Consider the following 13,135-nt stretch of genomic DNA (forward strand, 5'->3'; position numbering starts at 1 on the left):
AGTATTTTATCGATATAATTTATAGTTTTTAATGCATTTCATCGAATTAATAAGTATTTTGTCGTTTTTTATTAATGTTACTCTATACATTTGTAGCATAATAATACTTCAAAATACAAAAATTATGAAATTTATATTTAGACCTATGTTAATTCCCTTATTTTCCCTATTATTTATATTTACAGGATGTACTGAAGAGGCATTGGAGGAAATTCAAGCGATAGAAGAAAAAGCAGCAGTAGTTAATACTAATGAAGATAATGATACTAATTCTGATGTAGATTCAAGTCTTCCTTGTGAATTCAAATTAGAAAACGTTGAACCTAATTCAATAGTAATTATTAATTGCGTCATGGATTTGGGTTACGAAACGGTAACCTTACCTTCTAACGTATCTATTATTTACGAAGGAGGAGATATTATAAATGGAACGTTAAGTTTTTCCGAAGGTTCTATTATTTCGGGCGAGTTATTAAACTCCACTTTAACGGTTGCGGGAGTGCTACCGGAATTAAAAAATAATGTTTTTAATTTTCTACCAGAACGTTGGGAGATTATTGAAGATAAAGTTGAAGATGATGTGGCACTGTCTAATAGAAAAAAATTCAATGATGTGATGCTACTAGTGCAAAAACTAGGAGGTACTAAGTTCGAAGTTGATAATTTAAATGCCTATTTCGATGTTAGTTCTCGAGTAAATAATCCTAAAATTAAATCAGAGAGTGCCATTTTATTACCCTCTAATTTTGAGTTAAGTATGACAGATAACACATACTTACGTGTGCAACCTAATAATGCACATGCATATAGCTTAATAATGGTTTTTAAAGGTGAAAATATTAAGGTAACTGGAGGAAATTTAATAGGTGATCGCTATGAGCATGATTATACACCTGTAGTAGATTTATATGGCAAAGAATATGATACTCATGAGTGGGGGCATGTTACTCACGTTTCTGGTGGTGTAAATGTCACTTTGGAAGGTATTAATATTTTAGATGGATCGGGAGATGGTTTTGTAGTACATGGTAGTTCTATTAGGGCTACAGATGGAACACCAGGAAATGCTGTAATTTCAAAAAATGTAACGTTAAGAAATTGCACTATTGATGGGGCTCGAAGAAATGGATTAAGCATTCTAGATGGTGATGGTATATTAGTAGAAAATTGTAACATCTTTAATACAGCGGAAGGCGATAGCCCAAGTGGGGTAAAATACAGTTCTGCAGGAGCTTGGCCAATGCAAGGGATAAGCTTTGAAGCTTGGCGCGTAAGAGAAGCGGATGGGACTCTTAAAGAGTATGAAAAAATAGAAAATGTTGTTTTAAGAGGGAATACTTTTAAAAATAATAGAGCAGGAGATGTTGTTTTGTTTACGGGTTCGTTTATAACTATAGAAGATAACTATTTTGATGGAGGAATTGGTAATATTGCTTCTCACGATATTATAATTAGAAATAACACCATGGAGTCTAGAATTGAAAATGGTGTCTCATTGGAATACGGTATTAAAGTGTTATCAAGATTAGACTATTTTGGAAATGAGTTTAACTATAACTACCAAATATATGGAAATAAAGTAACGGGCTATAAAAATCCAATGGTATTATCTGGAGAGAATTTTGAAGTGTATGATAATGTTTTAAAAGATTTTAAATCTGGTATAACGTTAGGTAAAAGGTTTTATAAAGCAAGTTTTTATAATAATACTTTAGAAACAGATCTTTCTACAAGTTATGGTTATGTTGCAAATGGTGCTGATGTTAAAGATATATTTATTAAAAATGAAACTATTAATGTTGGTCGTAGATCTGTGGATTTTTATGATCTTATTGCAAATAGCGAAAAGAACCTAGTATTCGATAATTGTAATTTCAATGCTTTTAGTAAAAACAAGAGTAATATTGATGGTTGCGAGAATATTACCATTCAAAATTCTCAATTTAATGTCGATTTTAGTATTGTTGACAACTCTAAAAATATATTATTAATAAATAATAACAATTAAAGGGTTTTTTTATAAACTTGGATATTAGTTTATACGAGAAGCTAAAAAAACTCAGAATTTTATAAAATTCTGAGTTTTTTATATTTAATGAAGATTTAAAACTTATAGAGCTTCTTCTAAAGTTTTTCTTTCAAAAACTTCCAATTTACCTCCACGCGTACAATTATAAATTTTAATATTTAGTTGATCACAAATTTGTTTTGTTTTAATAAAACCTTGCGTTAATCCATCTATATTTACATCTACTTTTTTATTTCCAGTGGTAGTATATCCGTCAAAATGAATTTTTTCTGTTTTACTGTTTAGGTTATGATCAAAACCTATTAAGTAAATTTCCTTAAATCCCATGTATACAGCGAATTGAAGCATGGCAAAGGATACCGAGCCACAAGATTCCACTTTTTTACTCACATCCGAACTAAACTGAACATTTTTGTAAGAGGGATCTGATCTATTTATGTAATAAATATGGTCTGCAATATTTCTATAATCGTTATAAACTGTGCTTGCTGTTTCATAAAAGTATCCAATAAATTTCTTTTTGGCTGGCACCTCTTTTATTTGATTATTTACTCTTCTAATATAACCAGGGTCATGAGAAAAATAATAGTAAGGACGCCAACTTGTTTTGGGTAACAAAGCATAAATCATATTGCATGAAAATGATATTTCATTTTTTATATAATCTAAATCTTCAGTTTTTAAACTAGGTCCATTACCTATAATAAAACATCTTTCATTTTTATGATAATTTTTAAGAGATTTTATTTTTGTTGGTTGCTTGCTTAATTTAAGTCGTATTAGTTTGGTAATTAATTTATTGTAAATTTTTACTATAAAAAATTTAACTTTCTGCATATCTCAGTTTTTATTGTTTTAATACTATTTTTTTGAACATAAACTCTGCAAAATCAAAATCGACATCTGTATCTATATCTATTGCTTCCGCTTGTGTTACTTTCATCCAATAAGGTTTTGAGCATATAAGATTTCGAGCTTCCAACATAGCTTCTCTATTTGCTATAACTAAGCCAAATGTTGGAGCTACATAATCTGGTAAGTTTTGAGAATTTGGAGCATTTAAAGGATCATAATTAACAGCTTTCCCATTATGCCATAAAAATTCTTTCACACTTTTTACGGACATTAGACTATTACAATCTTCGGCAAAGAAAGTATCAATGGCTCTTACATATGACTCTTTTAAAATCAAAGGAGCTGTAACTTGGGCAATAAGAATATTTTCAGCCTCTGTCTCACGTGCTAAAAACTCATGGTACTCACTATTTGAACATTCAGAACTTGCAAAATAAGGATCTCTCCTATGGTATTTTAAACCCATTGATTTTGCTAGTTCAATGGCATGCTCACTATCCGTATTGACTATTATGTCATCCACAGGTAAATTTTTCACTAGATCAACTTTATATTCAAAAAGTGATTTCTCAGCAAATTTTCTGAAATTTTTATCTTTGACCCTTTGAGAACCAGCTCTCATTGGTATTACGGCTACTATTTTTTTCATACTTCTAAATAATTTATAAATTCATTTAATCCTTTTTCTAAATCGTAGTCCGCTGACCAGCCTAACGTTTTTAGTTTTTCATTATTACCGGTAATATATGTCTGATCACCTAAATAACCTTTAACCTCTTTAATTTTTAGATTTTTACCTAGTCTTTGACTGATTTTATCAATAATAATTTCAGGTGTTAAATTTTCTTTAAAAGTCACATTATAGATCTCATTATCTGTGATTTCTTTAAATGATAGTGAAAGTGCTTTTATTACGTCATTTACGTGAATAAGTTCTCTAGTTCTATTTTTAGCCCCCGTAATAGTAATAACATTTCCTTTTAAGGCTTGATTTAAATAAATACTTAAAATTCCTTGATGGTCATTTAACAGATTTTGAGTTCCTCCATAAGTTGCAAACAATCGGAATATTGTGTAAGGAATTGAATTATGTTCTTTTAATAATTTAACATAAAACTCTGCACTTAATTTACTGGCTCCATAAAAAGAAATAGGGTTAGGAGGACTTAATTCGGAAGCATCTTTTGCATTTCCGTATACAGCCATTGTACTAGTGTATACTATTTTTTTTACCTTTAATTTCTGAGCTAGTTTGACTATGTTTAGAGTTCCTACTGAATTCCATAAACAATCTTCATAGGAGTTTTTAAGACTAAAGTAACCACCGGATTGAGCTGCAATATGAAAGATGTAATCAATTTTACCGAAATTTTGATCAAGTATTTTAGGATTACTAATATCAAAAATTATATATTCTACATCAGACTTAGGTTTGACTAAGTCAATAACTATAATTTTGTGACCAAATAATTTTAGTTGTTCTACTAATTTATTACCAATAAAACCACTTCCTCCCGTAACTATTATTCTCATTCGATACTTTAAAGTTAATTCCGATTTTTAATTATTTAGGACATTAAGAACTAATTATTGTCGGAATATATCGATGATATATTTGTTAGCCTTTTTTTATCGAAGAAATGGCTGATTATTTAGTTAAAGTACTGAATATTAATAAAAAATCACACGAAAGATGTGGGGTTTTTTAAACGATTAAATCGGAGGATTTCAGTGTGTTTTTTACAATTCGATATTTACCACTTTTTTCAACTGGAATTTCTGATACATAATTGAGTGATATTGTCATTTTCGAGCCAACACGGTCTATTAAATTTTTCAGGAATATACTTTCATACTTATCTTCATAAATAGAAGGGTCTTTTTCAATTAAGACATTTATCTTATTTATTTCAGCTTGATGAATTTGAAATTTAACAATACCTTTTACTCCTTTTAGACAGTTTGATATGTTCCCTAAATTAATTTTACCATTCTCTTCTGAATAAATATAATCGGACATGCGACCTAGAATTTGTTTAATCAAAGGGTTGTTATTACCACAACTACAAGTTTCTTCTTGAGGTAGTAATTCAATTTCGTCACCAATATCATATCTAATCAAAGGAGTACCATGGGTATTGAAAGCTGTAACTATTAGGCGGCCTTTTGTACAAGGCTCATCTTGATTATCTAAAACCTCAAACACTCCACTTTGCAACTCTAAATGCAGTTTTTTATTTTTACACTCAAAAATAAAAGGTGCCCCTTCGGAAGAAGCATATTGATTATATAGATTGGTTTTAAAGTAACTTTCTAAGATAACTCTAATATCTTCCGTAATGGTTTCTGCCGTGGGGAAAATAGCTTTTATTGTGTTTGAAGGGAAGTCAATGTTATTAGCAATACCAAATTTTGCAATTTCATATATTGTAGAAGGAAAACCAACAATGTATTCGGGTTTATATTTAATTAAGTTATTCAGATAATGCTTTAAATATTTACTGTGAATATGAAATGTGGAGTAATACCTTACATTGTAAAGTTTATCTGTTTTCCAAAATCTATTTTGTTTGATATCTCTCGAGTTTAACAAATTTTTTCCGCTAAACCAAGCTGTTTTTTTTCCTAATTCATACCCAAACCAATTTCTAAAGTTATCTAAAAGCGCAAACCTTTCTTGTAAATCGTTTGGAGTATAAAGCACTTCTAACGATTTTCCTGTGGTTCCTCCTGTTTTACTTAGTGTACCTTTTTCTTTTGAAATTGTATAAACGTCGTTAATATTATTTCTTAAATCTTCTTTATTTATTATTGGAAGTGTTCGTAAGTCGTTTAGACTAGAAATATCGTTTATATTAGCATCTTTGAATATCTTTTTGTAATAAGATGAGTTTGTGTTCGCATAGTCTAAGAATATTTTCAATTTTTCTAACTGGATATCTTGTAATTGAGAGCGCGTTAATCCATTATTAGATTTGTAATGGTTAAGAAAGGATTTATAGGCACCGCCGTACCGTGTTTTATAGGCACGATAATTGAAAAAACTAATCATAGATTCTTGCAGGAAAAGTGGGCTCTTTTCAAATATATTTTCGAGTATAGAATTCATTCTTTATTAAATTAGAAATATTAATGTAACAGCTAAACAAGTCTTTATTTATCTTGGTTCATGAGTTTAGCACTTAAAGAAGTCATAGTTTCACTTTCAAAACCATATTTTTTATGCAATTCTTGATAGTGAGTATATATTGCGGTTAAAATTTCTAGATTTTTATTTAAATCACTTCCAAAATTATGAGGGTGCCACCATAAATGGTATAATTCATTATGTTTAGCAGCATAAGTCATAGCTTTTTTAATTCTGCGTAATTTTAAAGGTTCTAAAAAAGAAAGCTTTTTTTTGTAGGGTCTTAGAAATCTTGAAGAAGGAAGATTTACGCAGTGTTTAAAATTATTTTTTAACTTTTGAATATTATAGGTGTGGTTGCCAAAAATTTTAAAGTAGCTATCTAAGAGTCTAAAAGCTGGTGCTAATTTATTAAAATTGGTATTTTTAAAAGGCCATGCGTTTTCTGTACCTCTATATGATGTAATTCCGTGTTTAGCACAAACATCTAAGTATTTATTGTTTACTTCATTTCTTGGAAAAATAATACTTTTGCAATCAATATCTAGTGCTGCACTAACCTTTACAGCAGTTTCAATGTCGGAATCAAATTGATCTATTGTTTGACCTGATGCTAAGCAATAGTAATGGCTATAAGTATGCGTGCCAATTTCGTGTAATTTGTTTTGTGCTATTTTTTCAATAATAGGTCTTGCAAAGTAGTATGGAGAAAGCGTTTTATAATTTTTATCAATAGTCTCAATTAAAGGGTATGGGTTAAAATTACTATTAGCGTAAGTCGGAAGATGTTCAGGGGTGTTTGCCTTTAGATCTATATTGTTTTTATTAAACAGAAATCCAACTATAGAAAAGGTTAACCTTACATTATATTGATCACTTAGTTTAAGTATTTTAGAAATGGCTTTTGGTGTATTTTGAAGATTGGTTTTATAGTCTTCTATGGATTTGGCGTCAAAAAGCCCCCAATGAAGCTCAAAATCTAATGATATTACAAATTTACCATTCATAGTAGGTGTTTTATATTTTAAAGGTTAGGACTGAGCTATGTGTATTGTGCTTAAAGTTTAATTCCTTAAATTCTTGTTTTATTTCGTATTGATAATTATTTGTGAAATCGCGTTTTTTCAAGCTCAAACCAGAAGTAAGGAGGGGCAATAAGACAAAATTAAGGAAAAAAATGAAAAAAGTAAATAAAGTCGCCATTTGTAATTTTTTCTTAGGAAAAGAGCTATTTATAATACTAAAAAACAATAGAGGTATTGCAATCCAACTATAACCACCAATCCTATCTGAATAAGGAATATTAAAGTTAAAAAAGAAAATTATCGATGCTAGTATATAGTATTTAAGATAAAATAGGTCTTGAGGACTTTTTTTAGGACTGAATTTAATCGCAAGGACCAGGAAGATCGTATTATATAAAACGAAATCAGGACGAAAGCCAACACGATACGTGGTTTCACCAACAGATGATAAACGCTCTAAATCATCACCACCCATACTCGCTAAAAAAGTAAGCTTATCGAAACCGAAGCCGGCGGCGGCGGCTAGTATACCTAAGGCATAAAGTGCTATAAAATATTTTAAATCAATATTCTTAGATTTTATGGCAAAAAAGACGCAGGCAATTGGAATAATAGCCGTGCGGTGAGATAAAAAAGCTAGTAAAAAAAACAATAATGTGTAATTTGTTTTCTTTATCATTAAATAGTAAATGCCAAAAAATATGTAAGGAATTGCTAATCCATTTCGAATGGTATTTGTTTGATGCGTAAAAAAAACAAAATTACAAGCGATTAACAAAAAAAGTAATAAACTACTGCCGTTACGACCATAGTTAGTATATTTTCTAACAAAAACATACAACATAGCGTTCATTATTGTGGCTACTATTACTAAAAATACTGTAAAATCCTTAAACATGAAGGCGAAGTAAATAAGAATCTCAAATAGTATATCGGTTTCAAAGAAGCTAAAAAATTCATAAACGTTCGAAATTCTAATTCCAGGATTAAAGTAAAAAACACGGTAATTGTAAGTATCTGTCCCAATTTTAAATCCTCGAGTTCCAAATAAAAAAATAATGAATACTACAAAAATTATTAATAAATTACGATCGGTTCTTAAATACTTATTGGTGTTCGTTTCTACATAACGCAAATTTAAAGAGCCAATAAGAATAAAAAGAAAAAGACCCCATGAAAATATCGTGGAATAATCAGATGTTGTGAAGTGTTCAAAGAGGAATCTCATATATTACAACTAGCTGTTTGTGTTATCTGAAATAATTGATTTAATTATTGATTGATGAAAATTAATATCTGTAGCTTTCATTTCTTCAGACCTTTTCTTAACGATTATAGGCATTAACCCAGTGTAATTAAATACAATATAAACCAAAAATTTCAATACTTTCTTAACAGAAATAATAAAGGTGTTTATCCCTCCTATAATGGATTTGTTTTTCCAGTATAAACGTAAAGCTTGTTTTGTTGATACAATATATTTTTTAAGAGATAAAGCACTTTCTTCTCTGTAATAAATTCCTAAATACTGCATTTTTGTAAAGGTACTTTGTCCAATAGTTCTAACCCATAAATCAAAATCTTCCGTTCTTGTAAGCTGTTCATCATATTGATGTTCTTTAAACCAGGATGCTTTTCCCATGATCGTTGGGTGAACGCACCATCCTTTATGAATTAAATCATGAATGGTATATTTCTTATTATCATTCGTTGTCCCTTTTCTAATTCCAATAATATTATTGTCTTTGTCTATTGCAACAAGTCCTGTGCCGACTAGATCGACTTCGGGATTCTTCAAAAGATATTCCAACTGTGTTTCAATTCTTTCGGGGCGCATTAAGTCATCCCCATCCATTCTAGCATAGAACTGACCATTGGCAAGCTGTGATAATTGGTTTAATCGCGTAGGTAAACCCTTATTAACTCCATCATTATGTAGTGTAATACGGCTATCACTGTTAGCAAATTCCTCGGCAATAGCTACTGAATTATCAGTGCTGCCGTCATTCATTAAAATAAGTTCCCAATTGGTATAGCTTTGTTTTAAAACGGATAAAATAGCGAGTTTTAAATATTTTTCTGTATTATAAAAAGGAATACCTATAGAAACTAAAATGTTATCGTTATATGTTTTCATAAAAGTGTTGTAATTTTTTAATGCTTAATTCAATATTGTAACCAGCTTGAGATAAGACATCATATCGTTTTTGGGGCGTTGGTAATTTTATGGTTCGAATTTCTTTTATTTTATCAAACCATATGCTTAAATCGTCTTCTAAGTCACAAAAATGAATAAGTCCAAGTCCCATATCAACTTCTTTTGAAATACTTGAGGATATTAAAGCAGGAATACCGCTGACTTGCGATTCAACAAGAACCACAGGAAAACCTTCAAAGTAAGAGGGCATAAGCATTAAATTGGCATTAGCAAGCACCGTTTCAATATCACTTCTAACCCCTGTAAATGTAATACAGTCCGTGAGTTTTAAGTCGGACACTTGTGCTTTTATTTTAGTTTCAAGAGGCCCGCCACCCACTATAATTAACTGAAAATCAATACCTTTTTTCTTAAGGAATTGTGCTAATTTAACAGAAAATTCATGATTTTTCACTTCGTTTAACCTTCCGATTTGACAGATAACAAATGTTTCATTTGTTATAGAAGGATTATTAAAAACCTGTCCAGCATTTGCTTTTGGGCTATTTAAAAACTTATCTAAGTTTACGGCGTTTGGCAATAACATGACATTTTCAACATTGGGAAACAAAAATTTACCCGCAGCATCGCCACACGCTATAAAATGTGTGCTATATTTTTTTATTAAAAGCTTAGATAAGCTGTGGTATATTTTACCTATGAGTTTGTCGCTATTGGCGTCACTGGTGTTGTGCGAATGTGAAATTCTCATTTTAACACCTGCATAATTAGCTGCTATTAAGTGTAAACCATTACTAAACATTTGATGGCATTGTACGGCATGAAAGGGCGCTTCTTTTTTGAGTAAGGTGTACAACGCCTTTGTTCTTGTAATAGGATTGCTACCTGAAACTCTAAATATACGTCCCCCTAAAGTCTCAATTTCTTGATCGTAATCACAGGTTTCATTAGTAAAATAAATAAAGTCAAACTGAAACTTCGTTCTATCTAATTTACGATATAAATTCATGATCATGGTTTCAGCACCAGCACGATTCATTTTTCCAACAATATGTAAAATTCTATTCATTTGGTTTTAGTTTTGCAGATAGGGTATAGGCATTTTTATAAAACAAGTGATACGCTTTTAAACTCAGTTGTACTAATTTAAAATCACGAGAGTTACTAGCTTGATACTGTTGTTTTTTTATTTTTTTTAATAAATTATGCGCTAGAGGCGTTAGTTTTAGCTTGCCACGTGCACTCATTTTTATGGTAGATAAATAGCCGTCGACAATAATAGGTTGTAATGCCTTAGCGTATTTTTCTGAAACCTCATCTGATGTTTCTAAATCTAAAATATTACTTAAAATTAAAAGACGGTCATTAATGGTTTTATCTTTTATATTTCCAATATTAGCAATGCTTCCAGATCGTATTAAGTAGTTGTAAAATACCTTTGGTATGGTGATGCAACTTGCAGCTTTATGCAGTGCACGTGGGGTAAATTCTAAATCTTCGTAAAGTACACCTTCTTTAAATTCTAATTGGTTTTCTGTAAGATAACTTCGTTTGTATATAAATTTCCAAATGTAAAACAACTGGTTGAGATGATCGCTTAAAAACGTTTCTCCCGAAATGGGGCTGTTTATCACTTGAGGTATGTATTGGTTAACCGACGCTTCGTTAAAAATAACATCGTGACCTATCCAGAAAAAATCTACAGCGTAGGTATTAATGGATTCAAAAATAGAGACTAAACAATCCGGTTCTAACCAGTCATCAGAATCTACAAACCAAACATATTTCCCTGTTGCCTGTTTCAACCCTGTATTTCGGGCACCACTTAGGCCTTTATTTTTTTGAGTTATAATTTTTAAATCTTGAAACTCGTGTTGTAAGTTTTCGCAAATCTCTAAACTGTTATCCGTAGAACCATCGTTTACAATTATAATTTCAAAACTATCGGATGGAACGTTTTGGTTGTAACAGCTACGAATACATTTTTCAACGTATTGAGAAACGTTATAAACCGGAACCACAATGCTTAACAGGAGATTGTTCATTATTTGTTATTTGGATTTATAGATTTTAATACATCCTTATAAAATGGCAGTAAGTTTTCTTTTGGACTCTTATTTTCTTTAAGTTTTAAAAAGGCTATTGAAGCTTTAATTTTTTCTTCAGAAAAATCCTCTATAAGGTGAATGTGCTTTGCTGTTTTTACCCAGTGAAAAGACGATTTAATTTTGTGGTTATTATTTAAGAAAACAAGGGCAGGGGTATTGGTGATGTAGCAAAATATCATACCATGCAACCTATCCGTGATTACCAGTTCGGCTGAACGGAAATCGCTCCATATAGAGTCTAATGCTTTTGTTCTTTTAAGTAATGGGAGTTGCTCGCCACCGATGTGCGTGTCTCTATTTGTTTTTTTGCTAAAATTACTATCGATAATGTTTAGTAAACTCTCTTCTTGGTTGGCATTAAGCTTTTTCTCTTTATCATTTCTTAAACAAATGATAACCCCAGAACGCTCGTGTATTGGTTTGGTTTTGTCTAGAGTTAATACTATATCGGGCACTAAAAAAGCCGTATTGGCTTTAAAATGTGTTTTAAAGAAATCAAATGTCTTTTTTTCTCTTGCGAGTAATATTAAATTAGGGTGATTGCTATAAACGCGAATGGCATTTTGTAAAGCTTTATTACCCGCAGTGCTATCTGTAAAGTCGACAGTTTGCGGAAAACAAATAACTTTATTGTTTTTAAAGTTACTTATAACGTGTTGCCTAAACGATTCGATCATTGGGTATAGATCACCCATATTTCCACCGCCTACAGTGGTGATGATATCGTGCTTTGAAATCACTTTTTTCAACAAAGCAATACCTTCTATAGTTTCACTTATAGGGATTTGTTGTACAACATGATTTGGAAAGTTATTCTGTAAAAATTTATGTTGTGCATAAGTAATAGCAACATCTCCTAAGTTACCATAATCTGCAGCTAAAAATATAAATACACGCTTATTAGTCGTGTTGTCTATTTTTAAAGAAAAATCTTCTATTTTTTTAAATTGAGATAAAAAAAGGCGAGCCTTTATTTTATGGTCAATAGAAACTATACTTTTAAGTTGAGAAATCATGAAAATTATTTTATATTTTTAACTCTATTATTTTACACCATTGAATATTCTATGTTTTAAATAGAACCAAATGGTTGGGTGTGTCCAGATTTTACTCTCAAGATTGTTTTTTATTGTTTTAGGACCATCATTAAGAATATCTGTAATTACTAATTTCATTAATTCACAACCTTTAGCCATTTGTAAATAGGTGTATGTGATAAAATTGTCTTTTGTTGTAGTCTCTATTAATCCCTGACGAAGTATGCCTCCAGTATCGATACCCTGATCTACTAAATGCACACTAACGCCACAATGTTCATCCTTATTTACTTTAGACCAATATCCACCATGAACACCTCGATATAAAGGTGTAATTCCCATATGTGTGTTAATAAATATTCCGGATATAGAATTAAGTACTTTTTTTGAAATTATTCGGGTACCATTTACAATTACAATATCTGGATTTATTTGTTGTAAATATTTTATACATTCTTCTGAATTTACCGAAGGGACATTTATTTTTTTGTCCAAGTCAAAATCTTCAAATTGTAACTGGTGTGTTTCTGTAATTTCATGCACCCTTTGTTTCGATTCCCATTTTAAAAAGGGTAATAAAAGCTTAGAGAAAAGAATTTGGCCAAATACTCGTATATACCCTAAACGCTTCACTCGTTTTTTTAGAAATGTTTTTATACTACCAGAACCTTCTACTATAACATGAGAAATATCAAAGTCGTTTTTTAGACCATTATACATGTTATATGATGATGGTCCATTACTGGTGAGCATTATTATTTTTTTTTTACTAATATTATCCATAAGTTTAAATATA

The 13,135-nt window shown here is 30.5% G+C and carries 12 protein-coding genes; 1 reads left to right on the plus strand and 11 read right to left on the minus strand.

Features of this window, described 5'->3' with window-relative positions; translation table 11 throughout:
- Window positions 1-124 precede the first annotated feature (124 nt).
- On the plus strand, window positions 125-2,008 hold the full coding sequence (locus QWY92_RS17245) for a right-handed parallel beta-helix repeat-containing protein (RefSeq protein WP_290273596.1): 1,884 nt from the start codon (window positions 125-127) through the stop codon (window positions 2,006-2,008).
- Between the two features lie 102 nt (window positions 2,009-2,110).
- Here QWY92_RS17245 and QWY92_RS17250 read toward each other — a convergent pair whose 3' ends face one another.
- The 11 genes from QWY92_RS17250 to QWY92_RS17300 all read right to left on the minus strand — a co-directional run bounded on the left by QWY92_RS17250 (window position 2,111) and on the right by QWY92_RS17300 (window position 13,122).
- Window positions 2,111-2,866, minus strand: a complete 756-nt coding sequence (locus QWY92_RS17250; RefSeq protein WP_290273599.1) for a 6-hydroxymethylpterin diphosphokinase MptE-like protein — start codon at window positions 2,864-2,866, stop codon at window positions 2,111-2,113.
- Between the two features lie 10 nt (window positions 2,867-2,876).
- Entirely contained in the window at window positions 2,877-3,533 is a 657-nt protein-coding gene (locus QWY92_RS17255) for an acylneuraminate cytidylyltransferase family protein (protein WP_290273601.1), read from the minus strand.
- The gene (locus QWY92_RS17260) at window positions 3,530-4,417 is read right to left on the minus strand and encodes an NAD-dependent epimerase/dehydratase family protein (RefSeq protein ID WP_290273603.1); all 888 of its coding nucleotides are present in this window, start codon (window positions 4,415-4,417) and stop codon (window positions 3,530-3,532) included. Before QWY92_RS17260 ends, QWY92_RS17255 begins: the two co-directional genes overlap by 4 nt.
- Window positions 4,418-4,589: 172 nt before the next feature.
- Entirely contained in the window at window positions 4,590-5,993 is a 1,404-nt protein-coding gene (locus QWY92_RS17265; protein WP_290273606.1) for a phenylacetate--CoA ligase family protein, read from the minus strand.
- Between the two features lie 44 nt (window positions 5,994-6,037).
- On the minus strand, window positions 6,038-7,018 hold the full coding sequence (locus QWY92_RS17270) for a polysaccharide deacetylase family protein (RefSeq protein ID WP_290273608.1): 981 nt from the start codon (window positions 7,016-7,018) through the stop codon (window positions 6,038-6,040).
- Between the two features lie 10 nt (window positions 7,019-7,028).
- The gene (locus QWY92_RS17275) at window positions 7,029-8,264 is read right to left on the minus strand and encodes an EpsG family protein (protein ID WP_290273610.1); all 1,236 of its coding nucleotides are present in this window, start codon (window positions 8,262-8,264) and stop codon (window positions 7,029-7,031) included.
- A 9-nt stretch (window positions 8,265-8,273) separates the two neighbouring features.
- Complete coding sequence (locus tag QWY92_RS17280) at window positions 8,274-9,173, minus strand: glycosyltransferase family 2 protein (protein WP_290273612.1); 900 nt, start codon at window positions 9,171-9,173, stop codon at window positions 8,274-8,276.
- Complete coding sequence (locus QWY92_RS17285; protein WP_290273615.1) at window positions 9,160-10,263, minus strand: glycosyltransferase family 1 protein; 1,104 nt, start codon at window positions 10,261-10,263, stop codon at window positions 9,160-9,162. Before QWY92_RS17285 ends, QWY92_RS17280 begins: the two co-directional genes overlap by 14 nt.
- A complete protein-coding gene (locus QWY92_RS17290; RefSeq protein WP_290273618.1) occupies window positions 10,256-11,239 on the minus strand; it encodes a glycosyltransferase in 984 nt (327 codons plus the stop codon). The genes QWY92_RS17285 and QWY92_RS17290 overlap by 8 nt, the downstream gene beginning before the upstream one ends.
- Entirely contained in the window at window positions 11,239-12,318 is a 1,080-nt protein-coding gene (locus tag QWY92_RS17295) for a polysaccharide pyruvyl transferase family protein (protein ID WP_290273619.1), read from the minus strand. Before QWY92_RS17295 ends, QWY92_RS17290 begins: the two co-directional genes overlap by 1 nt.
- 27 nt (window positions 12,319-12,345) lie before the next feature.
- A complete protein-coding gene (locus QWY92_RS17300) occupies window positions 12,346-13,122 on the minus strand; it encodes a formyl transferase (RefSeq protein ID WP_290273621.1) in 777 nt (258 codons plus the stop codon).
- Window positions 13,123-13,135: the final 13 nt, after the last annotated feature.

It is taken from the genome of Algibacter miyuki, from assembly GCF_030409805.1.
In the GTDB taxonomy this organism is placed as follows: domain Bacteria; phylum Bacteroidota; class Bacteroidia; order Flavobacteriales; family Flavobacteriaceae; genus Algibacter; species Algibacter miyuki.

What these genes read in the sequence shown, in the direction of transcription:
- QWY92_RS17260 (WP_290273603.1), bottom strand. Translation starts at nt 4,417, where the DNA reads ATGAGAATAATAGTTACGGGAGGAAGTGGTTTTATTGGTAATAAATTA.
- QWY92_RS17295 (WP_290273619.1), bottom strand. Translation starts at nt 12,318, where the DNA reads ATGATTTCTCAACTTAAAAGTATAGTTTCTATTGACCATAAAATAAAG.
- QWY92_RS17250 (WP_290273599.1), bottom strand. Translation starts at nt 2,866, where the DNA reads ATGCAGAAAGTTAAATTTTTTATAGTAAAAATTTACAATAAATTAATT.
- QWY92_RS17265 (WP_290273606.1), bottom strand. Translation starts at nt 5,993, where the DNA reads ATGAATTCTATACTCGAAAATATATTTGAAAAGAGCCCACTTTTCCTG.
- QWY92_RS17270 (WP_290273608.1), bottom strand. Translation starts at nt 7,018, where the DNA reads ATGAATGGTAAATTTGTAATATCATTAGATTTTGAGCTTCATTGGGGG.
- QWY92_RS17255 (WP_290273601.1), bottom strand. Translation starts at nt 3,533, where the DNA reads ATGAAAAAAATAGTAGCCGTAATACCAATGAGAGCTGGTTCTCAAAGG.
- QWY92_RS17275 (WP_290273610.1), bottom strand. Translation starts at nt 8,264, where the DNA reads ATGAGATTCCTCTTTGAACACTTCACAACATCTGATTATTCCACGATA.
- QWY92_RS17280 (WP_290273612.1), bottom strand. Translation starts at nt 9,173, where the DNA reads ATGAAAACATATAACGATAACATTTTAGTTTCTATAGGTATTCCTTTT.
- QWY92_RS17290 (WP_290273618.1), bottom strand. Translation starts at nt 11,239, where the DNA reads ATGAACAATCTCCTGTTAAGCATTGTGGTTCCGGTTTATAACGTTTCT.
- QWY92_RS17300 (WP_290273621.1), bottom strand. Translation starts at nt 13,122, where the DNA reads ATGGATAATATTAGTAAAAAAAAAATAATAATGCTCACCAGTAATGGA.
- QWY92_RS17245 (WP_290273596.1), top strand. Translation starts at nt 125, where the DNA reads ATGAAATTTATATTTAGACCTATGTTAATTCCCTTATTTTCCCTATTA.
- QWY92_RS17285 (WP_290273615.1), bottom strand. Translation starts at nt 10,263, where the DNA reads ATGAATAGAATTTTACATATTGTTGGAAAAATGAATCGTGCTGGTGCT.